This window comes from Bradyrhizobium liaoningense (assembly GCF_018130825.1).
Lineage (GTDB): Bacteria > Pseudomonadota > Alphaproteobacteria > Rhizobiales > Xanthobacteraceae > Bradyrhizobium > Bradyrhizobium liaoningense_B.
In genome coordinates, this window is the sequence record NZ_JAFCJS010000012.1 from 54,140 (window position 1) to 75,471 (window position 21,332).

The following is a 21,332-nucleotide window of genomic DNA, read 5'->3' on the forward strand; positions in this document are numbered from 1 at the left end:
GTCAGTAACTCAGACCGCGGGCACGGGCGGCACATGGCCGCCCATCGTGCGAAGCCTACTCCGCCGCTGGGTGCACGATGTTCTTCGGCGCCGGTCCCGCAGGCGCAGCTCCGTGATGGTCGCCGGTCTCCGCGTCCTCGCTGTGCACGATCAGCCGCTTGCCGAAGCGCCAGATCAGGGCGCCGAGGTCGTCCATCACCATGAACATCGCGGGCACGAACACCAGCGACAGGATAGTCGAGAAGATCAGGCCGCCGATCACGGCGAGCGCCATCGGCGAGCGGAACTCGCCGCCGGCACCGACCGCGAGCGCGCTCGGCATCATGCCGGCGGCCATGGCGATCGTGGTCATCACGATCGGGCGGGCACGCTTCATGCCGGCGTCGATCATGGCCTCCTCACGCGGCTTGCCGTCGCGGATCGCTTCGATCGCGAACTCCACCAGCATGATCGCGTTCTTGGTGACGATGCCCATCAGCATCAGGATGCCGATCCACACCGGTGTCGTAAGCTGCTTGCCGGTGATCAGCAGGGCCGCGATCGCGCCGCCGATCGAGAGCGGCAGCGAGAACAGGATGGTGATCGGCTGCAGGAAGGTGCCGAACAGCAGCACCAGCACCGCATAGACCATCATCAGGCCCGCCGTGATCGCGGTGGCAAAGCCGTCGGATAGCTCGTTCAGGCTTTCGGCGTCGCCCGAGGGTGAGACCTTCACGCTCTTCGGCAAGGTCTTCATCACGGGCAGGTCGTAGATCTTCTTGGTGGCGTCGCCGAGCGCGGCGGAGCCGACGAGGTCGGCCGCGACGGTCGCCTGCCGCTCGCGGTCGTAGCGGTTGATGCTGGTCGGGCCCTGGTCGAGCTTGACGTCGGCGATCACCGAGAGCGGCACGCCGCCCTTCTCGCCGCGCTCGCCGAGCGGCACGCGCAATTGCTCGAGCGTCTTCAGATTGCCGCGCGCGGCGTCCTCGAGCTGCACGCGGATCGGCACCAGGCGGTCGCCGACGTCGAACTTCGCGAGCGCGGGCCCGACGTCGCCGATGGTGGCGACGCGGATGGTCTGCGACAGGCTTTCGGTGGAGACACCGAGGCGTGCGGCGAGATCGGCGCGCGGCTCGATGCGCAGCTCGGGCCGCTCCAGCGTGGTCTCCGAGATCACGTTGGAGATGGTCGGAATCCGCTTCATCTGCGTCGCGAGCTCGCTGGCGACGTTGTTGACGATGTTGGCGTCGACGCCGGTCACGACCAGCGAGATCGCGCGCAGGCCGTTCTCGTCGAGGAACCAGAAACGGATGTCCGGAATGTTCTCCAGCTCCTGGCTGATCGAGAATTCCAGCTCGCGCTGGGTGATGTCGCGATCGGCCTTGGGCGTGTAGTTGATGATCAGGGCGGCGCGCCGGACTTCCTGGGTGCCGGGTGGAACGCGGCCGCCGTCGACGAAGATGCTCTTCACCTCCGGCCGCTTGCGCAGCCGCGCGACGATGTCCTCGGTGACCTTCTCGGTGTAGGCGAGCTGGGTGCCGGGCGGCAGCTCGAGCGCCAGCAGCGAGCGCGCGCTGTCCTGCGCGGGCAGGAAGCCCTGCGGCAGCAGCGTGATGCTCCAGATCGAGGCGGCGAAGATGCCGAAGCCGATCAGCACCGTGATGAAATAGTGCTTCACCGACCAGGCGACGATCCGATGATAGGATCGCAAGATGCGGCCGGGCGGCGGCTCCTCGTGATGGCCATGCTTGAGGAAGTAGGCGGCCAGCACCGGCGTGACGAAGCGCGCGGCGAGCAGCGAGAAGAATACCTGCACCGAGACGGTGATGCCGAACTGCTTGAAGAACTGTCCGGCGATACCCGACATGAAGCTCGCCGGCGCGAAGATCGCGATGATGGTGAGCGAGATCGCGATCACCGCGAGGCCGATCTCGTCGGCCGCTTCCAGCGCGGCACGGTAGGGCGATTTGCCCATGTTCATGTGCCGGACGATGTTCTCGATCTCGACGATGGCGTCGTCGACGAGAATACCCGTCGACAGCGTGATGGCGAGGAAGCTGACGAGGTTCAGCGAGAAGCCGAGCAGGTCCATCGCCCAGAACGCCGGGAAGATCGACAGCGGCAGCGAGATCGCGGCGATGATGGTGGCGCGCAGATCGCGCAGGAACAGCAGCACGATGACGACGGCGAGGATGGCGCCCTCGAACAGGGTGGAGATCGCCGCTTCGTAATTGCCGTTGGTGTATTCGACCGAGGTGTCGATCAGCTTGAGGTCGACGTCGGGATAGGCCGCCTTGAGCGCGTCGATGCGCTTCTGCACGGCAGCGGCGACCTTCACGTCGCTGGCGCCCTTGGAGCGCTTGATGCCGAGCGCGACCACCGGCTCGCCATTGAAGCGGGCGAAGGTGCGGCGGTCGGCGATGGTGTCGGTGACGGTGCCGAGATCGTCGAGCCGCACCTCGCCGCCGCCGAACAGTGGAACCATGGTGCCGGCGAGATCGCTCAGCGTCTTGGCGCCGGCGAGCGTGCGGATCGCCTGGTCGTTCTTGCCGATTTCGGCGCGGCCGCCGGCGACGTCGACATTGGTGCCGCGCAGGCTCTGGCTGACATTGACCGCGGTCAGCCCCATCGCCTGCAGGCGGTCGGGATCGAGCGAGACCAGGATCTCGCGCTCGACACCGCCGATGCGCTCGACCTGGGCGACGCCGCGCACGCCCTGCAGCGCGCGCTTGACCACGTCGTCGACGAAATAGGACAGCTGCTCCGGCGTCTTGCCGGGCGAGATCGCGGCATAGGTGACGATCGGCAGGCCGATCACGTCGACGCGCTGGATCAGCGGCTCGGTGACGTTCTGCGGCAGGTTCGAGCGCACGCGCGTCACCGCGTCCTTGACGTCGTTGAGCGCGCGGTCGGTGTTGGTCTCCAGCGCGAACTGGATGGTGGTCAGCGACAGGCCGTCGGTGATCTGCGAGGTGATGTGCCTGACGCCTTCGACGCCGGAGACCGCGTCTTCGATGGTCTTGGTGACCTGGGATTCAAGCTCGGCGGGCGCCGCGCCGAACTGCGACACCGCGACCGAGATCACGGGAATGTCGGCCGAAGGCAGCCGCGTCACCGCGAGCTTCACGAAGGAGGTCCAGCCGAGCACCAGAAGGATGATCGAAAAGACGACCGACGGCAGCGGATGACGGATCGACCATGCCGAAATATTGAGAGCCATCAGCGTACCCGCGTGCGATCGAGTTCATCGGCGAACATGGTCTTGATCTGGTCGCCGTCATGGAGCGAAGAGCCGGCGTCGGCCACGACGATTTCGCCGACCTCGAGCCCTTCCAGGATTTCCGTCGCGGTGTCGGACGACAGTCCGACCCGCACCTTGCGCGTCTCGACCGTGTTGCCCTTGACGACCTGCACGGTGAGATGGTCGATCGCGGTCTTGGGGACCGCGACGCCGCAGCTTCGCTTGGCGTCGATCGAGGCGCGGGCGAACACGCCGACCTTCAGCGAGGGATTGTTGGTGACGCTGATGCGGACGCGGCCGAGCTGCGTGGTGCGGTCGATCTCGGGCGCGACCAGCCGCACCCGTCCGATCAGATCGGGCGCGTCGTCGCGGCTGATGCGCACGGTCGCGCCGGGGCTGAGCTTGGTCATGTGGACCGCCGGAACCTGAGCGTCGAGCTCGATCTCGTTGTTGACGGCGATGCGGAACATCGGCCCGGCCTGCGGGGACGCGGGCGCGCCGACGATGGTGCGCACCTCGGTGACGAGACCCGGCGCAGGCGCCTTCAGCGAAATGGGGCCTTGCGGTCCCGGACGCTGCGGCTGGCCCGGAATCTGCGGCGGCGCGGTCAGGCGCGCCAGCTCCTGGTTGTCGGTGACCAGAGTACCTTCAGTGACGAAGACGTCGGTGACCCTGGAGCCTTCCTGGTCGGCAACGACCACCGCCTCGCGGCGCGGCACGAAGAAGCCGGTCACCCGGACGAGATCGGAGAAGCAGGCATTGGTCGACTTCGTCACGATGACGAGCGCCGTGCTCGGCGTCTCCTTCGCCTCGGGGCGGCGGCGATGCTCGAACAGATAATAGCCGACGCCGAGGGCCACCACGAAGGCCACGGTTCCGGCTGGCTTGAGGTATTCGGAGAGGTTCATCGCCGGATCATCCTGGCCTGGCTCACGGCCGTCCGCACGAGGCCCATGAAGAGCATTTCCCTGAAATAAAGCAGCGTCCCGCAAGGCTGCGGGACGCGCTTTGGACGCGAGACTTTACACCACATCACGACGGGTCACTGCAAAGGATTACGTCGCGCCTACTTCGAGGCCGTGGTCTTGTTTTCCATGTTGACCACCTGCACGCGGCGGTTGACCTCGGCCATGGGCTGGCTCGGATCCTTCAGCTTGCTCTTGCCATAGCCGACGGTGACGAGGTCGGTCGCCGAGATGCTGTACTTCTCGACCAGGTAGCGCTTGATCGAATCCGCGCGGCGCTCCGACAGGTCCTGGTTGTAGGCCTCGCCGCCGGCGGCGTCGGTGTGGCCGGCGACCACGAAGGTCGAGCCTTTCAGGTCGGGGCTGGTCAGCGCGCGGCCGAGCGCCTGCACCGAGGGCATCGACTTGGCGCTGATATTGGCCGAGTTGTAGTCGAAGGTGATCTCGAGATCGATGTTCGGCTTGTCCTTGGCGACTGAGGCGATCTCCTCGCGCTCGGTCGACGACAGCGAGCGCGTGGAGCGGCCGCGCACGGACTGGATCAGCTTGGTCTCCGCCGCGTTCGGCGCGGGATCGGCCTGCGGGGCCATCGACAGGCCGCGGGTCAGCGGCTTCTTCGCCGGCGGCGCCAGCGCGCGAAGGATCTCGTCCTCGGTGACGTTCTTGCTGTTGCCGTCATCGGCGGAGAAGGCGGGGGCGGCCGGCAGCGACAGTGTCGCGCCGATGGCCAAGATGGACAGGATTGCGGTCAGTCCCTTTGCAGCCAATCTCATAGCTAGTCCCTCCTGCGCAGCGTGCCCGCGCGGTTCCAAAATTCCTGCAATGGGGCCCCCCGGGAAAGGCCGCCTGCGGCATCCGACCGTTAGTCTTCCGTGGGCCGCCAAGGTTCGAGGCATCTGCTGCCTGAACTCAAAAAAATACTAGCGTACTCCGTAGCTTGCGAATTCCTGAACGATGTTCGGATCCATCGCCTTGGCATTGGCAATATCAAGCGCGCCTTCCTGGGCGGAGCCGTTGCGCTGCTTGGCGAGGCCGCGGCCGTAGAGCGAGGAGGTCAGGCGCGGGTTGATCTTCAGGGCCGCATCGAAATCGGCGATCGCGTTCTTGACCGCGCCCGACTTCAGATTGACCAGCCCGCGGCTGTCCAGCGCATCGACGAAGTTCGGCCGCAGCCGCAACGCCTCGTTGCAATCCTTCAGCGCGCCCTGGAGATCGCCGACCACGGTGCGGGTCCAGCACCGGTTGTTCAGCGCCTCGACATCCTTCGAGTTGATCCGGAGCGTGTCGTCGAAATCCTTGATGGCGAGGCTGTAGGCCCCCTTGCTGGCATAGACCTGGCCGCGCCGGTACAGCGCGTTCACATCGTCAGGATTGGCCGCGATCTTGGCCGTCAGGCCCTTGATGGTGGGATCCTCGGCCAAGGCGGCCGCGCTCGGCCCGCTATCCGCGTTCGGCGCGGGCGCGGGGTCGGCCGGTTTCGCCGGCGGTGGTGGCGGGGGCAGGGCCGCCTCGACCTGCGGCTTCGGTGACGGAGCCGGTGCGGGCGGCGGTGGCGGAGGAGGGGCAGGCGCGGCAGCCGTGTCAGCCGGCTTCGCGGGCGCCGGCGGTGACGGCGGGGCGGGTGGTGCCGGCGGCGGGTTGTTGGCGACGACCGGCGGCGCAGGCGGCGGGGCCGTTGTCGTCGTTGTTGTCGGGCGCGACCCGGCGGCGCCCGGAATGAAGGAGAAATCCTCGGCCAGCGAGGAGGAGATCCACGGCACCTGCTCGCCGCGCGAGGCGCGGGTGACGCCCATCTTGGTGCGGTTCAGCGTCTCCTCGGCCATCAGGTCGGGGACGCGGATTTCCTTCAGCAGTTCCTGCACGAACAGGCTGTGGTCGCCGCCGGCGTCCGAGACCACCGAGGCCAGCGCCGCCGAATACATCACCAGCGTGCCGTTCGGCGCGATGACGGGCGTAAGACCCGCCGAGAAGCTGCGGAACCGGCGCTCGAACGGGTTGCGCCTGGAGGCATCGATCAGCGCGATCTTGACGCCGGCGCCGCGCGTGTTGAGCTCGCCGAGCACGGTCTCGAGGCTGAAGCCGTCGCGGCGCACGTCGGATTCGGTCCAGATCTGCGCATCGACCGGCAGCATGTAGCTCTGGCGCGCCGACTGGATGCCGAAGCCGCTGAAGAATACCAGCGCCACCGAGCCCGGCTTGATCTTGCCATAGAGCTTGTCGAAGGCGCGGCGCATGCCGTCGCCGGTCAGGTTCTCGCCGATCTCGACCGAGAAGCCGTCGCGCTTGAGCTCGTCGGCCATGTCGCGCGCATCGTTGAGCGGTTCCTTCAGCGGAGCATCCGCATCCGGATATTTGGCGTTGCCGATGACCAGCGCAAAGCGGTCGCCGGCCGCCAGCGATGGCGCAGTCGGGACGAGCGAAACCAGCAAAGGGAGAAGGAAAAGGAAGCGAATTTTCATAATCAGCGCGGTCCAGCCAAAAAGGCGCCGTTCCAGCTTGCGCCGCGGCGACCTTAACTTACGCTCCAGGCATTATCAAACCGGGGGGAGGGGGCGTCAACCTCTTGGAGATTCGGCATTATCGCGACGATTGAGCGCAATGCAGACGCATGCCGGTAGTGGAATGAACGGGCTGTCATGTTTGGGTTCGACCCGACCTGGTTGGGCATGGCAAGCGGCCATGTTGCAGCAGTCATGTTAGGGGACTCATGTTAGGGGACTCATGGCGACGAAAATGTGATTGGTCTCACATTGCAGCAAGCCTCGGCTGTTTGACCTTTGCGGCGGACGATGGCTTGGTGCGTCCGCACGTTCAGCTCCCCTCACAAAAAAGCAAAGCCAAGAGCCATGGGAAACGTCTACGAAATCTACGCGCTGCGCTATGCGACGATGTCGCCACGCACCCCCAGCATGAACTTCCTGGCGCCCGATCCGCATGACAGCGCGGCGCAGGATCTCGACTATTTCGTCTGGCTGATCCGAGGGTACGGCCGCGATATCCTGGTCGATACCGGCTTCAATGCCGAGGAGGCGAGCGCGCGGGCACGCAAGCTGACGCTCAATCCGGTCGATGCGCTCGAGCGCTTTGGCGTCGCGGCTTCGAGCATCCGCGACGTCATCGTGACGCATCTGCATTACGACCATGCCGGCAATCTCGACCGCTTCCCGAATGCGCGCTTCCATCTGCAGGAGCGCGAGATGGCTTACGCGACGGGGCGCTGCATGTGCAACGGACTGCTGCGACATCCGTTCTCGGTCGAGCACGTCACGCAGATGGTGCGCCATGTCTATGGCGAGCGCGTCACCTTCTATTCGGGCGACGGCGAGGTCGCGCCCGGCGTCACCGTGCACCGTGTCGGCGGCCATTCCGACGGCTTGCAGGTGGTGAAGGTCGAGACCGCGCGCGGGCCCGTGGTGCTCGCATCCGATGCCGCGCATTACTACGCCAATCTCCAGCGACGCAGCCCATTCCCGATCGTCTACAATGTCGGCGACATGGCGCAGGGCTGGGAGACGATCGAGCGCCTCGCCGGCCACCCTGACAGGTTCATTCCCGGCCACGATCCGATCGTGACCGAGATCTATCCGCGCGCCAGCGACAAGGTCGACGCGTGGGCGCTGCACCTGCCGCCGACGCGATCGTTTGCGAAGTGACGGAATCCGGGGCGTGTACTTGTAAGTCCTAAGCGCGGCTAAGATCAGCCGGGCCTGATATCCGCTGCGCTCCTGAAAGCAGCGCGCAAACGAGCATCGCCGGAGGTCCGAGCCGGGCCAGAAGCTGAACATGCGAAATACCGATGATCTACCGGAGCGTGTTCTTCGGGCCGCAGATAACAGGAGATCACATGACGCACTACATTATCTACTTCAACCAGCAATGGGTCGGTGATCACTCCGAAGAGTGGTTTCAGTCCCGTGGGCGGTTGGTCAGGGCAGTCGTAGCGGAGATGAAGGAGGCGGGCGTGCACATCTTCGCCGCGGGAGTAGATGAAGACCTGAGCAAGGCTTTCAGTGCTGACGAGACCAGCGGCGAACTGCACTTCGGCGAAGGTCGGTATTCCAATGTCCCCGAGTATCTCGGTGGCTTCACCGTCGTGAATGTCTCCAATCAGGAGTCCGCAAAGTTTTGGGCCGGCAAGATCGCAACGGCTTGCGGCTGGCCACAAGAGGTCCGACCACTCCATGTATGACGATTGCAGGACATGGGGCCGAACCCGAGCTCGCCTGGCTGCTCGTCGCCCATCTGAGGCTCCTAACTCGCCGCTTGGCCAGGACCTGAAAGCGTCTACGCTTTTTGAGTCAGGCTCTGAGGAGCGCGCTCTTGCGCGCGTCTCGAAGGATGAAGGCCGAGATGCGCCTTTCGACAATGGCGATTGGAACTAGGAAACCTCGGGATGTTCGCGCGTTTAAGGGGCGGGAGCAAGCCGTGGAGGAGAAGCATGCGAACAGCAGTTCTCGCGTTGATCGTAGTTGCCGGAAGCGCAATGACCTACCAAGCAGCGGCCCAGCAGCAAAAGGCCGCCCCCAGTGAGCAAACCAAGGAGGAGATGCGCCGTGATGTAGACCAAGGGCTCAAGGATGGCGAGCCCAACGAGCAGATGCAGCGTGATGCTGACAAAGGGATCAAGACCCGCAACTCCGGAGAGTCCGGATACGTGGCCGATCAAGGCAAGCCAGGCGCTTCTGCGCATCCTCCCGGCCGACCGGGAAGTGAGCAGACCACCGGTTCGGGTGGCCAGACCAGCACTCCGAAATAGAACCCTTAATAGAGCCCTTGGCGATGCGCTCCAAAGCATGATCCGGAAAGAGTGCGAAGCGGTTTTCCGGAAAGATCATGCGTAAACAGCAACCCCAAGCGCGATGACGATTCATCCCAATCTCACCGCGCTTCAGGTCGGTGATGAGTTGCGTGGCGTCCAGAAGTTAGACTTACTTGCGTGGCTCGGTCACCACCTTGGTTGATCCGTCCGGCGCTGCCTGCATTCCCGGTGGGCTTTGACCTTGCGGGCTTTCCGGCGGCGCGCCACCCGATTTCGTGTCCAGCGGTCCGGTCCAACCTTGTGGCTGCAATTGACCTTTTTCTTCCGGTGCCGAGCGTCCAGTTGTCATGTCCTTGGGATCGGTCTGTGCTGTCGCAAATCCGCACGACAACGCCCAGCCAACCGCCGTTATCAGAATGATCCGCATTGTGAGACTCCGCTTGGCTGATCGAACCAACAGGCTGGTCCCGCTTCGGTTCCGAATCAAACTCCCCGCAAACGATGTCCGCTTCCGGTCAAAACCCGCAATGCTCCGATAAAGCCTAAGACTCCTGCTCAACCCCCAAGAAGCCGACATCGGGACCTTGCGAGCCCACGCCATAATACGCCTGCTTCGCGTCGGCCTCTTCGCTGGTCTGAATCAGGTCGAGACTTGCTTCGATCTTGGCGAGCAGGGTCGAGAGCTGCTTGCGCTCCTGCGCGGAGAGGCAGGCGAGGATCTCGTCCTCACGCCGCAGTTATTGCGGGAACAGCTCCTCGTACAGCGCGCGGCGCTTCTTCGCCTCTGAGACGGGCGGCTGGCGTGGTGTCAACGAGCGCCGGCAGGATTCCTGCAAGCGACGATATCGCGGGGAGATTTTCGAGCCGCTACCTCCGGCGGAGAGAATACCGCCAAATATCCTCCGTCACCTGCGAGCTTATATGTGGCGACCTCGCGATAGCCGACGGCGGTCAATTCGCAGCGCAAGAGTTCAATCGGCGTGCCATGCTTCGACGTCGGAAGCTCGAGATCGACAATTCCGACCCGCGCACCCTGCTTCAGGGCGGGCGCGAGGTTGTAGAGGAAGGCATAGGGTTGGGCTATCTCGTGATACATGTGCACGAGGATTGCGGCATCCAGCGAGGAAGCGGGCAGACGCGGATCGTGTGGTTCGCCGAGCGCGAATTGCACGTTCGTCAACTTCAGAAGCTCTGTTCGCCTGGCGAGTTCGATGAGGTAGTCCCGCGTGACGTCCTCGGCAACGACAGAGCCGGCGGGTCCGACGAGGCGGGAGAGCCTGACCGTGTGGTAGCCATCGCCTGCTCCAATGTCGCCGACTGTCATGCCTGGTTTCAGTTCAAGAGCATTTGCGATTTGACCGGACTCATTGAGGGCGTCGCGGCGCTCTTCGGCGGCGCGGCGTGGGCTGACGATCCGTGCAACAGGGCGCTGCGGTGAGGGAAACTCGTTTGTCGCGACTCCGGGGGGAGCCAGATAACCTATGTCAGCGGCGCATGCGCGAGTTGCGGCAAACGCCACAAGGAGCATCGCTATATAAGCCAGTGCCGTCACGGGCCTACCAAGCTCTCTCAACCGGACTCCCAAACGCCGACGTTCGCGCCTCTATGAGTCCCTAATACGCCTGCTTCGCGTCGGCCTCTTCGCTGGTCTGGATCAGATCGAGACTCGCTTCGATCTTGCCGAGCAGGGCCGCAAGCTGCTTGCGCTCCTGTGCGGAGAGGCACGCCAAAATCTCGTCCTCACGCCGCAGCAATTGCGGGAACAGTTCTTCATAGAGCGCGCGGCCCTTCTTCGTCAGCTGCAGGCGGAATTCGCGGCGGTCGGCTTCGTTCTCGACGCGCTCGATCAGTTGCTCATTGAGCAGCGTGGTGACCGCGCGGCTGATGGTGGATTTGTGCGTGCGGGTGCATTGCGAGATGTACTGCGCGCTGCAGGCATCAACGCGGAATCCGAGCGTGGCGATGACGCGCCAGGCCGGAATGTCGAGGCCGTGGCGCTCCTGATATTCGACCGACAGCGCGGAACTCACTTCCGCCGCAAGTCGGTTGAGCCGGAACGGCACGAACTTGAATAGATCGAGCCGTGCCTTCGGCCGCGGCGAGGCTTCGCCGGGGTCGCGTGTCTTCAGCGCGATGTCGCTGGATGTCCTCGCCAAGGAGAGCGCTCCGATTTCCAGTTGACGGCCGGCCGGCTCCGGTCCAAAATAGTTGCACGTGAGACTATCTAGCAGATCAGTCCTGTTCTGACCAGAGCCGAGGTTAGTGTATGGCGCCGGCCAATACGCATCAGGCCAAAACCCAGTTCGGCTATCGCCGTCATCCCGATCAGGACCGCCCCGGGCCAAGCCCCGCGGAGCATCCGGTCGTGATCGTCGGCGCCGGCCCGGTCGGGCTGTCGCTGGCGATCGATCTCGCCCAGCGCGGCCAGCGTGTCGTCCTCTTGGATGACGCCGACCGTATCGGCGAAGGCTCGCGCGCGATCTGCTTCTCGAAGCGCTCGCTGGAATATTGGGACCGGCTCGGCGTCGGCGACCGCATGGTCGACAAGGGCGTGGTGTGGAGCGTCGGGCGGATCTTTCACGGCGAATCCCAGCTCTACCAGTTCAACCTGCTGCCGGAAGACGGCCACAAGCGGCCGGCCTTCATCAACCTCCAGCAATATTACGCCGAGGCCTATCTGGTCGATCGCATCAACGATCTGCCCGGGATCGATCTGCGCTGGCGCAACAAGGTGACGGCGCTCGAGCAGCGTAACGATTCCGCGCTGCTGACGATCGAAACGCCCGAGGGCGCCTATCGCCTCAATGCGCAATATGTCATTGCCTGCGATGGGGCGCGGTCCTCGTTGCGGCAGATGGTCGGTGCGGAATTCGCCGGCCAGGTGTTCGAGGACCAGTTCCTGATCGCCGACGTCAAGATGACCGCGGAATTTCCGACCGAGCGCTGGTTCTGGTTTGATCCGCCGTTCCATGCCGGACGTTCGGCGCTGCTGCACCGGCAGCCCGACGATGTCTGGCGCATCGATCTCCAGCTCAACCGCTATGCCGATCCGGTTCTCGAGAAGAAGCCGGAAAACGTGCGGCCGCGGATCGCGCGCATGCTTGGCCACGACAAGTTCGAGTTCGAGTGGATCTCGCTCTACAAATTCCAGTGCCGGCGGATGGACCGCTTTATCCATGGCCGCGTGATCTTCGCCGGCGATTCCGCGCATCAGGTCTCGCCCTTCGGTGCGCGCGGGGCGAACTCGGGACTCGAAGACGCCGAAAATCTCTCCTGGAAGCTTGATCGCGTGCTGCGGGGCAAATCGCCCGCGAGCCTGCTGGAGAGCTACCACGTCGAACGCAGCATGGCGGCGGACGAGAACATCCGCGAATCGACGCGCTCGACCGATTTCATGGCGCCGAACTCGCATCAGGAGGCGCGGTTGCGCAAGGCGGTGCTGTCGCTGGCCAAGGAGACCGAGTTCGGCAAGCGCATGGTCAATGGCGGCCGGCTCTCGGTGCCTTGCAGCTATGATACGCCGCTGTCGTCACCCGACGCCGATGCGTGGACAGGTGGTCCTCGTCCCGGCTGTTCCATGCTCGATGCGCCCATTGCAGAGCGCAGCTATCTCACGGATGCCTTCCGCAAAGGTGGAACGGACTTCACCTTGCTGTCGTTCAGCAATGGCGCGGCGTTCGATGCGTCCGACGGCGTCAAAAATATCCGCATCGGCGGAGAGGGCGGACTTGGCGATCCCTCGGGTCTCGTCGCAAAGCGCTACGACGCCGAGTCGGGCGCTGCCTATCTGCTCAGGCCCGATGGCTATGTTGCGGCGCGCTTCCGGCATCCGACGCGCGAAGCGATTGCGGCAGCGCTGTCGCGTGCCGCAGGCTTGAATTGAGGTTTCGCATGCCGCTTTCCACCAGCTCGAACTTCGCTCGCCCGGACGACGCCTTCCGCGCCATCGTCGAGGCGCATCGCGGCCTCACCGAGGAGCAGAGCGCCGATTTCGACGCGGCGCTGGTGCTGATCCTCGCCAACCATATCGGCGACCTCGACGTGCTGCGCGAGGCGATCGGGCTCGCCGTGCGCCGGATGATCGACGGTCAGCAGCAGCAACAGCAACAACAATAACCTCGTAAGGATGAATTGATGGCGAAGAACTTCGCATCCACCGGCGATCTCTCCGAGAAGACAATCACCTTCTCCGAGATCGGCACCGATCTCTATGCCTTCACCGCCGAGGGCGACCCGAACACGGCCGTGATCGTCGGCGACGACGGCTGCCTCGTGTTCGACGCGCAGGCAACGCCCGCGATGGCGAACAAGGTGATCGAGCGCGTGCGCGCGGTCACCGACAAGCCGATCAAATATGTCGTGCTGTCGCACTATCACGCCGTCCGCGTGCTCGGCGCCTCCGCCTACAAGGCGCAAGGCATCGTCGCCTCGCAGGAGACCTATCGTCTCATCAAGGAGCGCGGCAAGCAGGATTGGGATTCCGAATACGGCCGCTTCCCGCGCCTGTTCCAGGATGTCCAAAGCATTCCCGGACTGACCTGGCCGACGCTCACCTTCGAAGGCGAGATGTCGATCTATCTGGGAAAACGCGAGGTGCGGCTGATGCAGCTTGGCGCGGGCCACACCTCGGGCGATATCGTCGCCTGGGTGCCGGATGCCGAGGTGATGTTCTCCGGCGACCTCATCGAATATCACTCGGCCTGCTATTGCGGCGATGCGCATTTGCGCGAATGGCCGCTGACGCTGAACGAGATCCGTAACTTCAATCCCAAGGCGATCGCGCCGGGTCGCGGCGATGCGCTGAAGGGCACGGCCACCGTGCGCGAGGCCATCGCGATGACGCGCGACTTCGTCACCTCGCTCTATGGCGCCGCCGAAATCTCGGTCGCGAAGGGCCGCACGCTGAAGGAATCGATGGCGGCGACACGTGAGGTGATGGATCCGAAATTCCACAGCTTCGCCATCTACGAGCACTGCCTGCCGTTCAACGTGTCGCGCGCCTATGACGAAGCGTCCGGAATCGATGACCCCGTGATCTGGACCGACAAGCGCGACCAGGAAATGTGGGCCGCCTTGCAAGGAGGAGGATAGTCATGAACATCAATACCTCGCCTGACCAGATCGTCCGCAGCTCGGCCCAGGTGACGCCGGGCTACATGTCCGGCTTCGGCAACAGTTTTGAGACCGAGGCGCTGCCGGGCGCGCTGCCGATCGGGCGCAACTCGCCGCAGCGCTGCGCCTATGGCCTCTATGCCGAGCAATTGTCCGGCTCGCCCTTCACCGCGCCGCGCGGCACCAATGAGCGCTCCTGGCTCTATCGCATCCGGCCCTCGGTGAAGCACTCCGGCCGGTTCGAGAAGGTCGATGCCGGGCTGTGGCGCTCGGCGCCGTGCCACGAATACGATTTGCCGATCGCGCAGCTGCGCTGGGACCCGACGCCGTTGCCGAAGGAGGACGTGACCTTCGTGCAGGGCGTGCAGACCATGACGACGGCCGGTGATGTCAACACGCAAGCCGGCATGGCCGCGCATGTCTACCTCATCACCAAGTCGATGGTGGACCAGCATTTCTACAATGCCGACGGCGAGCTGATGTTCGTGCTCCAGCAGGGCAATCTTCGCATCGTCACCGAGTTCGGCCGCATCGATGCCGAGCCCGGCGAGATCGTTGTGATCCCGCGCGGCGTCAAGTTCCGGGTCGAGATTCCGAACGGTCCGGCGCGCGGCTATCTCTGCGAAAACTACGGCGGCGCATTTACTCTGCCGGAGCGCGGCCCGATCGGCGCCAATTGCCTCGCCAATGCGCGCGACTTCCTCACACCGGTCGCGAACTACGAGGACAAGGATACGCCGACCGAGCTGTTCGTGAAATGGGGTGGCTCGCTGTTCAAGACGACCTTGCCGCATTCGCCGATCGACGTCGTCGCCTGGCACGGCAATTACGCGCCCTACAGATACGATCTGCGCACCTTCTCACCCGTCGGCGCGATCGGCTTCGATCATCCCGATCCCTCGATCTTCACGGTGCTGACCTCGCCGTCGGAGACCGCAGGCACCGCGAATATCGACTTCGTCATCTTCCCCGAGCGCTGGATGGTCGCCGACAATACCTTCCGTCCGCCGTGGTACCACATGAACATCATGAGCGAGTTCATGGGCCTGATCTACGGCGTCTACGACGCCAAGCCGCAAGGCTTCGTGCCTGGTGGCATCTCCTTGCACAATTGCATGCTGCCGCACGGCCCGGACCGCGACGCCTTCGAGCACGCCAGCAACGGCGAGCTGAAGCCGGTGAAGCTGACCGGCACCATGGCCTTCATGTTCGAAACCCGCTACCCGCAGCGCGTCACCGCGCACGCCGCGAAGTCCTCGACGCTGCAGGACGATTACGCCGATTGCTGGAAGGGCCTCGAGAAGCGCTTCGATCCGAGCAAGCCGTAGTCTTGCTTACCCTCCCCTGGAGGGGGAGGGTCGCTACGCATGCGGCGAAGCGGAATGCGTAGCGGGGTGGGGTGACGGTCTCTCTGCAAGGAACACTGCCCGTGTTGAGAGATCACCCCACCCCGTCTCAATTTCGCTGCGCTCGATATGAGCCGACCCTCCCCCTCCAGGGGAGGGTGACACCGTCACCGCTGCGCCACGGGAAACCAATGCCCCACCCCAACGACCCCAGCCTCCGCTCCTTCATCGAAGTCGATCCCGCCTCCGACTTCCCGATCCAGAACCTGCCTTACGGCGTGTTCTCGACAGTGGCCAATCCGACGCCGCGGGTGGGTGTCGCGATCGGCAATTATGTGCTCGATCTCTGGGAGCTGGAGCAGGACTCGCGGCTCGATGTCGGCCCGCTCGGCGTGTTCTCCGGCGCCTCGCTCAATCCCTTCATGGCGCTCGGACCAAAAGTCTGGACGAAGACGCGGGCTCGCATCAGCGAGCTCCTGCGCGCGGATCATCCGGAGCTGCGCGACAACGAAGAGCTGCGCAAGCAGACACTGGTGCCGATGCGCGATGCAAAACTGCATCTGCCGTTCGCGGTTTCCGGCTATACCGATTTCTATTCCTCGAAGGAGCACGCCACCAATGTCGGCGTGATGTTCCGCGGCAAGGACAACGCGCTGCAGCCGAACTGGCTGCACATGCCGATCGCCTATAACGGCCGCGCCTCCACCGTCGTGGTCTCCGGCACCAAGGTGAAGCGGCCGCGCGGGCAACTGAAGCCGCCGAATGTGGAGCTGCCGAGCTTTGGTCCGTGCAAGCGGCTCGATTTCGAGCTGGAGATGGGCGCCGTCATCGGTCAGCCCTCAGCCATGGGCGGCATGCTCACCGAGAGCCAGGCCGAGGAGATGATCTTCGGCTTCGTGCTGCTCAACGACTGGAGCGCGCGCGACATCCAGCAATGGGAATATGTGCCGCTCGGCCCGTTCCTGGCAAAAGCGTTCGCGACCTCGATCAGCCCGTGGGTGGTGACGCGCGAGGCGCTGGAGCCGTTCCGCCTGAAGGGGCCGGAGCAGCAGCCGGTGCCGCTCGATTATCTCAAGCAGGGCAAGCCGCAGAACTACGATGTCGAGCTCGACGTGTCCTTGCGCGCTGCGGGTGCCAATGCGCCCGCCGGCATCAGCCGCACCAATTTCAAATACATGTACTGGTCCTCGGTGCAGCAATTGATGCACCACGCCTCGAGCGGCTGCGCCATGAATGTCGGCGATCTCTTAGGGAGCGGCACCATCTCCGGCCCGGAGAAGAACCAGCGCGGCAGTCTGCTCGAAATCAGCTGGAACGGCACCGAGCCGGTCGAACTGCCCGGCGGCGCCAAGCGCTCGTTCCTGGAAGACGGCGACAGCCTTGTCATGCGCGGCTGGTGCCAGGGCAACGGCTATCGCGTCGGATTCGGCGAGGTCGAGGGGACGATTTTGGCAGCGGAGTAGCCGCGCGTTCGGGCTTCGTAGGGTGGGTTAGCGTTAGCGTAACCCACCTCTTTGGCGTCCGCGGCAGCAGAAGTGGTGGGTTACGCTGCGTAACCCACCCTACGAGTTCACCGCCTCTCCGGCGGCACGTCGCGCACCCGCGCGCAATGCGCCGCGACGTCCTCGACGCTGTACTTCAGATGTACCCGCTTGTCAGATGGCACCTGCCTGGTCGTGCACACGCCCGGCCGCCATTCCTGCGTCGGTCTGATCGGACGCGGGGCAAAGCCGCCGCCGCAGTTCGGGCAGACGTTGAAGAGCTTCGTCTCGACGCAGTCCGCACAGAACGTGCATTCGTACGAACAGATCCGCGCATTCGGCGCGTCAGGCGGCAGATCGCAATCGCAATATTCGCAGTTCGGTCGCAGCTGGAGGGCCATGACAAGAGTCTCCCGATTGGCCTGGATCATCGCAGACGGCGCGTGCAGCGCGAAGGCCGTAGTTCCCTCGATTTCAGCCAGCCTTCAAATCCCTCAGCGGCAGCTTCGCGCTTTCCTTCAACCGGTCGAGCACGATCGAGGAGCGCACATGCGCCACGCTCTGGTGCGGCATCAGGACGTCGTTGACGAGGTTGGAGAGGCCCTTGAGATCGCGCAGCACGGCTTTGAGCACGTAATCGGCATCGCCCGTCAGCGAATAGGCCTCCTGGATCTCGTCGATCCGGTTCACCAGTGCACGAAAACGCTTGGAATTGTCCGGCGAGTGCGTCGCAAGTCCCACCTGGATGAAGGCGATCACGCCGAAGCCGAGTGCCTCGCTGGAAAGATCGGCGTGATAGCCCGATATCACCTTCTCCTCCTCCAGCCGCATCCGCCGCCGCGAGCATTGCGAGGCCGAAAGTCCTGCGAGATCGGCCAGCTCCTGGTTGGTGAGGCGGCCGTCGTCCTGCAGCGCGGTTAGGATCTTGAGGTCGAAAGCGTCCACGGATATCATGCGTGTTTTGTCCATTCTATGCACGGATCATGCATACAATAGCCAAATCGCGTCCCGTTTGCACGCTCCTTGCGCGTCCGATGAAGGATAGTTCCTCCCAGCAGCCATTTGGGAGAGCAGCATGGGTCCGTTTCCGCACGATGCACCGCCGGCCACGATCAGCGCCGACAATCCGATGGGCACCGACGGCTTCGAGTTCGTCGAATATGCGCATCCCAATCCGGGCGAGCTGCACGCGCTGTTCAAGCTGATGGGCTATGCGCCCGTCGCGCGCCACAGAACGAAGAAGATCACGGTCTACCGCCAGGGCGACATCAACTATCTCGTCAACGAGGAGCCCGGCACCCACGGTTTCGAGTTCGTCGCCGCGCACGGCCCCTGCGCGCCGTCGATGGCATTCCGCGTCGTCGATGCGAAGGCGGCCTATGACCGCGCGATTTCGCTCGGCGCCGAGCCCGCCGATGTATCATCGGCGCAGAAGACGCTCGACGTGCCCGCGATCAAGGGCATCGGCGGCAGCCTGCTTTATCTGGTCGATCGCTACGGCGCGAAGGGCTCGGCCTATGATGCCGAGTTCGAATGGTTAGGGGCGCGCGATCCGCGCCCCGCGGGTGCCGGCCTGTTCTATCTCGACCATCTCACCCACAACGTCCATCGCGGCCGCATGGATGTCTGGGCCGGCTTCTATGAGAAGCTGTTCAACTTCCGCCAGATCCGCTTCTTCGACATCGAGGGCCGCGCCTCCGGCCTGTTCTCGCGCGCGCTGACCAGCCCGGACGGCAAGATCCGGATTCCGATCAACGAGGACGCCGGCGATTCCGGCCAGATCGAGGAATATCTCAAGACCTATCGCGGCGAGGGCATCCAGCACATCGCCTGCGGCTGCCGCGAGATCCACGGCACGATCGAAGGCCTGCGCGCGGCCGGCCTGCCTTTCATGCCGTCACCGCCGGAGACCTATTTCGAGAAGATCGATGCGCGGCTGCCCAAGCATGGTGAAGACGTTGCGCGGCTCCAGAAGAACGGCATCCTGATCGACGGCGAAGGCGTGGTCGACGGCGGCCAGACCAAGGTGCTGCTGCAGATCTTCTCGGCCAACGCGATCGGCCCGATCTTCTTCGAGTTCATCCAGCGCAAGGGCGATGACGGCTTTGGCGAGGGCAATTTCAAGGCCCTGTTCGAATCGATCGAGGAAGACCAGATCCGGCGCGGGGTGCTGAAGGTGGGGAACGCGGCGTAAGGTCTTAGCCTCACGCACACTGCCGTAGGGTGGGCAAAGCGAAGCGTGCCCACGACTTCTTTGTCTCTCACGGAGAAATGGTGGGCACGGCGCTTCGCGCCTTTGCCCACCCTACGAGATCTTTGCCGGGGCTGGATTTATCGCTTCCACGCCTTCGTCACCGCGGTGATCTCCGCCGCCTCCGGCTCGCGCACCGCGGACGGCGTGCGTGAGAATCGCGGCGCCGGCGCCGGCTGTTTCACGCCGTGGCGCTCGACGAAGACGTTGCGGGCGACCATGTGCGGATGCTCCGTCGCTTCCGACATGGTCAGCACCGGCGCGAAGCAGATGTCGGTGCCTTCCATGATCTTGCACCAGTCCTCGCGCGTCTTGCTCTTGAACACGGCCTTCAGCTTTTCCTTCAGCGCCGGCCAGGCCTTGGGATTCATCTGCGCGTCGAAATCCGCGTCCGTCAGGCCCGCGTGCTCGCGCAGCAGCGCGTAGAACTGCGGCTCGATCGAGCCGATCGAGACGAAATGGCCGCAGGCACATTCATAGACGCCGTAGAAATGCGCGCCGCCGTCGAGGAAGTTCTGGTTGCGACCCTCGGTCCAGCGGCCGAGCGTGGTCATGTCGAAGAAGAACGACATCAGCGAGGCCGCGCCGTCGCACATCGCGGCATCGACCACCTGCCCCTTGCCGGACCTCGAGGCTTCCAGCAGCGCTGCGAGCACGCCGACGACGAGATAGAGCGCGCCGCCGCCGAAATCGCCGACCAGGTTGAGCGGCGGCACCGGTGCTTCCTTCGTGCCGATCGCGGCGAGCGCGCCGGTGATGGAGATGTAGTTGATGTCGTGACCGGCGGCGTTGGCGAGCGGGCCTTCCTGGCCCCAGCCGGTCATGCGGCCGTAGACGAGTTTTGGATTGCGCGCGAGCACGACGTCCGGCCCGAGGCCGAGCCGCTCCATCACGCCGGGGCGAAAACCCTCGACCAGCGCGTCGGCGCTGGCGAGCAGATCGAGCACCTCTGCGATCGCTGTCTTGTCCTTGAGATCGAGCTCGATCACCTTGCGGCCGCGGCCTGCCACCGACTTCATGCTCTTCTTCGCGCCGACGCGGTCGAGCGTGACGACGTCGGCGCCCATGTCGGCCAGCATCATGCAGGCGAACGGGCCGGGTCCGATGCCGGCGAATTCGACGACGCGGAAGCCCGAGAGCGGGCCGGCGGTGCGGATGGAGGAGTTTTGGGAGGGTTTATCGAGCACGTTGTTGTTTCCTCGGGTCGCGGGCAGGTGCCGGTGATCCGGCAAACGCCTCACGTTGCTCTTGGGGGCGAGTTAATCGGCTGATTAACTTTTCCCGCCTTCCCGCCAGCGAGGCAAGCGGTTTTCATGCCGCATGGGCAAAATAAAACGGCGCGCACCGAAGTGCGCGCCGCGGAAAATTTGCGTCGAGGCGCTGGCGCGGGATTGTCAGCCCGCAGCAGCCACCGCGCGCTGCGCCATCACCTTGACGAGGTTGGCGCGGTACTCGGCGGTGCCGTGGATGTCCGCCAGCAATCCGCTCGCGGGAATGCTGATGCTGTCGAGTGCGGACGGGGACCAGTTCGCCTTCAGCGCAGCTTCGATGGCGCCAACCCGCATCACCCCGCTCTGCGACGCCCCGGTCGCGGCGACGCGGATCTCGCCGGATTTCGTCTGCGCGACGAACACCGCGGTGAGCGCGAAGCGCGAAGCGGGATGCCGCATCTTGGCATAGCCCGCCTTCGCCGGAACCGGGAACGAGACGGCAGTGATGATCTCGCCGTCTTCGAGCGCCGTGGTGAACAGGCCCTTGAAGAAATCGCCGGCCGCGATCGACCGCTTGTTGGTCTTCACGGTGGCGTCGAGCGCGAGCAGCGCGGCCGGATAGTCCGCGGCGGGATCGTTGTTGGCGATCGAGCCGCCGATCGTGCCGCGATAGCGCACGGCGGGATCGCCGATCAGCGACGCCAGATAGGCGAGCGCGGGAATCGCCTTCTTCGCGGTGTCGCTGGTCGCCACATCGTAATGCGGCGTGGCGGCCTTGATCGTCAGCGTGTCGCCGGAGGCCTCGACGCCGATCATGTCCTTGATCTTGCCAAGGTCGATGACGTCAGAGGGTCCTGCGAGGCGCTGCTTCATCACCGGAAGCAGCGTCTGGCCGCCGGCAAGGAATTTGGCCTCGCTGCTCTTGCCGAACAGGCTGGCGGCCTCGTCCACGGAGGAGGCGCGATGATATGTGGTCTGGTACATGTT

General features: G+C 64.4%; 20 protein-coding genes. 9 read left to right on the top strand and 11 right to left on the bottom strand.

Annotated features, from left to right (window positions below; all coding sequences use genetic code 11):
* Positions 1 to 55: 55 nt before the first annotated feature.
* From JQ603_RS35010 to JQ603_RS35025, 4 genes are all read right to left on the bottom strand, one after another.
* Positions 56 to 3,199, bottom strand: a complete 3,144-nt coding sequence (locus JQ603_RS35010; protein ID WP_212347224.1) for an efflux RND transporter permease subunit — start codon at positions 3,197 to 3,199, stop codon at positions 56 to 58.
* Positions 3,199 to 4,128, bottom strand: coding sequence for an efflux RND transporter periplasmic adaptor subunit (locus JQ603_RS35015; RefSeq protein WP_212347227.1), 930 nt, complete (start codon positions 4,126 to 4,128; stop codon positions 3,199 to 3,201). The genes JQ603_RS35010 and JQ603_RS35015 overlap by 1 nt, the downstream gene beginning before the upstream one ends.
* A gap of 158 nt (positions 4,129 to 4,286) precedes the next feature.
* Entirely contained in the window at positions 4,287 to 4,958 is a 672-nt protein-coding gene (locus JQ603_RS35020; protein WP_212347230.1) for an OmpA family protein, read from the bottom strand.
* Between the two features lie 147 nt (positions 4,959 to 5,105).
* The gene (locus JQ603_RS35025) at positions 5,106 to 6,644 is read right to left on the bottom strand and encodes a caspase family protein (RefSeq protein WP_212347233.1); all 1,539 of its coding nucleotides are present in this window, start codon (positions 6,642 to 6,644) and stop codon (positions 5,106 to 5,108) included.
* 387 nt (positions 6,645 to 7,031) lie between these two features.
* On the opposite strand from JQ603_RS35025, the gene JQ603_RS35030 reads away from it, so the two are divergent.
* The 3 genes from JQ603_RS35030 to JQ603_RS35040 all read left to right on the top strand — a co-directional run bounded on the left by JQ603_RS35030 (position 7,032) and on the right by JQ603_RS35040 (position 8,941).
* Positions 7,032 to 7,838 (top strand): N-acyl homoserine lactonase family protein, encoded by an 807-nt coding sequence (locus tag JQ603_RS35030; protein ID WP_212347235.1) that lies wholly within the window; start codon positions 7,032 to 7,034, stop codon positions 7,836 to 7,838.
* 191 nt (positions 7,839 to 8,029) lie between these two features.
* Positions 8,030 to 8,374 carry a YciI family protein gene (locus JQ603_RS35035; RefSeq protein WP_212347238.1) on the top strand — a complete coding sequence of 115 codons (345 nt, stop codon included), beginning with the start codon at positions 8,030 to 8,032 and terminating at the stop codon, positions 8,372 to 8,374.
* Between the two features lie 294 nt (positions 8,375 to 8,668).
* Positions 8,669 to 8,941 carry a hypothetical protein gene (locus tag JQ603_RS35040; RefSeq protein ID WP_212347241.1) on the top strand — a complete coding sequence of 91 codons (273 nt, stop codon included), beginning with the start codon at positions 8,669 to 8,671 and terminating at the stop codon, positions 8,939 to 8,941.
* A gap of 172 nt (positions 8,942 to 9,113) precedes the next feature.
* Here JQ603_RS35040 and JQ603_RS35045 read toward each other — a convergent pair whose 3' ends face one another.
* The 3 genes from JQ603_RS35045 to JQ603_RS35055 all read right to left on the bottom strand — a co-directional run bounded on the left by JQ603_RS35045 (position 9,114) and on the right by JQ603_RS35055 (position 11,100).
* Positions 9,114 to 9,371: a hypothetical protein gene (locus tag JQ603_RS35045; protein WP_145832006.1), complete on the bottom strand. Its 258-nt coding sequence runs from the start codon at positions 9,369 to 9,371 to the stop codon at positions 9,114 to 9,116.
* A gap of 381 nt (positions 9,372 to 9,752) precedes the next feature.
* The gene (locus JQ603_RS35050; RefSeq protein WP_212347554.1) at positions 9,753 to 10,472 is read right to left on the bottom strand and encodes a class I SAM-dependent methyltransferase; all 720 of its coding nucleotides are present in this window, start codon (positions 10,470 to 10,472) and stop codon (positions 9,753 to 9,755) included.
* Between the two features lie 85 nt (positions 10,473 to 10,557).
* The gene (locus tag JQ603_RS35055; protein ID WP_212347244.1) at positions 10,558 to 11,100 is read right to left on the bottom strand and encodes a MarR family winged helix-turn-helix transcriptional regulator; all 543 of its coding nucleotides are present in this window, start codon (positions 11,098 to 11,100) and stop codon (positions 10,558 to 10,560) included.
* Between the two features lie 110 nt (positions 11,101 to 11,210).
* Between JQ603_RS35055 and JQ603_RS35060 the strand changes: the two genes are divergently transcribed.
* The 5 genes from JQ603_RS35060 to fahA all read left to right on the top strand — a co-directional run bounded on the left by JQ603_RS35060 (position 11,211) and on the right by fahA (position 16,865).
* Positions 11,211 to 12,827: an FAD-dependent oxidoreductase gene (locus JQ603_RS35060; protein WP_212347247.1), complete on the top strand. Its 1,617-nt coding sequence runs from the start codon at positions 11,211 to 11,213 to the stop codon at positions 12,825 to 12,827.
* 8 nt (positions 12,828 to 12,835) lie between these two features.
* A complete protein-coding gene (locus JQ603_RS35065; RefSeq protein WP_212347250.1) occupies positions 12,836 to 13,060 on the top strand; it encodes a DUF2783 domain-containing protein in 225 nt (74 codons plus the stop codon).
* 18 nt (positions 13,061 to 13,078) lie between these two features.
* Positions 13,079 to 14,035 (top strand): MBL fold metallo-hydrolase, encoded by a 957-nt coding sequence (locus JQ603_RS35070; protein WP_212347253.1) that lies wholly within the window; start codon positions 13,079 to 13,081, stop codon positions 14,033 to 14,035.
* Positions 14,036 to 14,037: 2 nt separating this feature from the next.
* Positions 14,038 to 15,384, top strand: a complete 1,347-nt coding sequence (gene hmgA, locus JQ603_RS35075; protein ID WP_212347256.1) for a homogentisate 1,2-dioxygenase — start codon at positions 14,038 to 14,040, stop codon at positions 15,382 to 15,384.
* Between the two features lie 209 nt (positions 15,385 to 15,593).
* Positions 15,594 to 16,865 (top strand): fumarylacetoacetase, encoded by a 1,272-nt coding sequence (gene fahA, locus JQ603_RS35080; RefSeq protein WP_212347259.1) that lies wholly within the window; start codon positions 15,594 to 15,596, stop codon positions 16,863 to 16,865.
* 107 nt (positions 16,866 to 16,972) lie between these two features.
* On the opposite strand, the gene JQ603_RS35085 is transcribed toward fahA, so the two are convergent.
* Positions 16,973 to 17,284: a DUF1272 domain-containing protein gene (locus JQ603_RS35085; RefSeq protein WP_212347262.1), complete on the bottom strand. Its 312-nt coding sequence runs from the start codon at positions 17,282 to 17,284 to the stop codon at positions 16,973 to 16,975.
* A gap of 73 nt (positions 17,285 to 17,357) precedes the next feature.
* Positions 17,358 to 17,837, bottom strand: a complete 480-nt coding sequence (locus JQ603_RS35090; RefSeq protein WP_212347265.1) for an Lrp/AsnC family transcriptional regulator — start codon at positions 17,835 to 17,837, stop codon at positions 17,358 to 17,360.
* 121 nt (positions 17,838 to 17,958) lie between these two features.
* Between JQ603_RS35090 and hppD the strand changes: the two genes are divergently transcribed.
* A complete protein-coding gene (gene hppD / locus JQ603_RS35095) occupies positions 17,959 to 19,077 on the top strand; it encodes a 4-hydroxyphenylpyruvate dioxygenase (RefSeq protein ID WP_212347268.1) in 1,119 nt (372 codons plus the stop codon).
* Between the two features lie 137 nt (positions 19,078 to 19,214).
* Here the strand turns inward: hppD and JQ603_RS35100 are convergent, their stop codons facing one another.
* The gene (locus tag JQ603_RS35100) at positions 19,215 to 20,321 is read right to left on the bottom strand and encodes a CaiB/BaiF CoA transferase family protein (RefSeq protein WP_212347271.1); all 1,107 of its coding nucleotides are present in this window, start codon (positions 20,319 to 20,321) and stop codon (positions 19,215 to 19,217) included.
* A gap of 207 nt (positions 20,322 to 20,528) precedes the next feature.
* Positions 20,529 to 21,329: an FAD binding domain-containing protein gene (locus JQ603_RS35105; protein WP_212347274.1), complete on the bottom strand. Its 801-nt coding sequence runs from the start codon at positions 21,327 to 21,329 to the stop codon at positions 20,529 to 20,531.
* Positions 21,330 to 21,332 lie beyond the last annotated feature (3 nt).

Bases quoted from the DNA above. Each gene is read 5' to 3' on its own strand.
- JQ603_RS35010 (WP_212347224.1), bottom strand. From the start codon at position 3,199: ATGGCTCTCAATATTTCGGCATGGTCGATCCGTCATCCGCTGCCGTCG.
- JQ603_RS35015 (WP_212347227.1), bottom strand. From the start codon at position 4,128: ATGAACCTCTCCGAATACCTCAAGCCAGCCGGAACCGTGGCCTTCGTG.
- JQ603_RS35020 (WP_212347230.1), bottom strand. From the start codon at position 4,958: ATGAGATTGGCTGCAAAGGGACTGACCGCAATCCTGTCCATCTTGGCC.
- JQ603_RS35025 (WP_212347233.1), bottom strand. From the start codon at position 6,644: ATGAAAATTCGCTTCCTTTTCCTTCTCCCTTTGCTGGTTTCGCTCGTC.
- JQ603_RS35030 (WP_212347235.1), top strand. From the start codon at position 7,032: ATGGGAAACGTCTACGAAATCTACGCGCTGCGCTATGCGACGATGTCG.
- JQ603_RS35035 (WP_212347238.1), top strand. From the start codon at position 8,030: ATGACGCACTACATTATCTACTTCAACCAGCAATGGGTCGGTGATCAC.
- JQ603_RS35040 (WP_212347241.1), top strand. From the start codon at position 8,669: ATGACCTACCAAGCAGCGGCCCAGCAGCAAAAGGCCGCCCCCAGTGAG.
- JQ603_RS35045 (WP_145832006.1), bottom strand. From the start codon at position 9,371: ATGCGGATCATTCTGATAACGGCGGTTGGCTGGGCGTTGTCGTGCGGA.
- JQ603_RS35050 (WP_212347554.1), bottom strand. From the start codon at position 10,472: ATGCTCCTTGTGGCGTTTGCCGCAACTCGCGCATGCGCCGCTGACATA.
- JQ603_RS35060 (WP_212347247.1), top strand. From the start codon at position 11,211: ATGGCGCCGGCCAATACGCATCAGGCCAAAACCCAGTTCGGCTATCGC.
- JQ603_RS35065 (WP_212347250.1), top strand. From the start codon at position 12,836: ATGCCGCTTTCCACCAGCTCGAACTTCGCTCGCCCGGACGACGCCTTC.
- JQ603_RS35070 (WP_212347253.1), top strand. From the start codon at position 13,079: ATGGCGAAGAACTTCGCATCCACCGGCGATCTCTCCGAGAAGACAATC.
- hmgA (WP_212347256.1), top strand. From the start codon at position 14,038: ATGAACATCAATACCTCGCCTGACCAGATCGTCCGCAGCTCGGCCCAG.
- fahA (WP_212347259.1), top strand. From the start codon at position 15,594: ATGCCCCACCCCAACGACCCCAGCCTCCGCTCCTTCATCGAAGTCGAT.
- JQ603_RS35085 (WP_212347262.1), bottom strand. From the start codon at position 17,284: ATGGCCCTCCAGCTGCGACCGAACTGCGAATATTGCGATTGCGATCTG.
- JQ603_RS35090 (WP_212347265.1), bottom strand. From the start codon at position 17,837: ATGATATCCGTGGACGCTTTCGACCTCAAGATCCTAACCGCGCTGCAG.
- hppD (WP_212347268.1), top strand. From the start codon at position 17,959: ATGGGTCCGTTTCCGCACGATGCACCGCCGGCCACGATCAGCGCCGAC.
- JQ603_RS35105 (WP_212347274.1), bottom strand. From the start codon at position 21,329: ATGTACCAGACCACATATCATCGCGCCTCCTCCGTGGACGAGGCCGCC.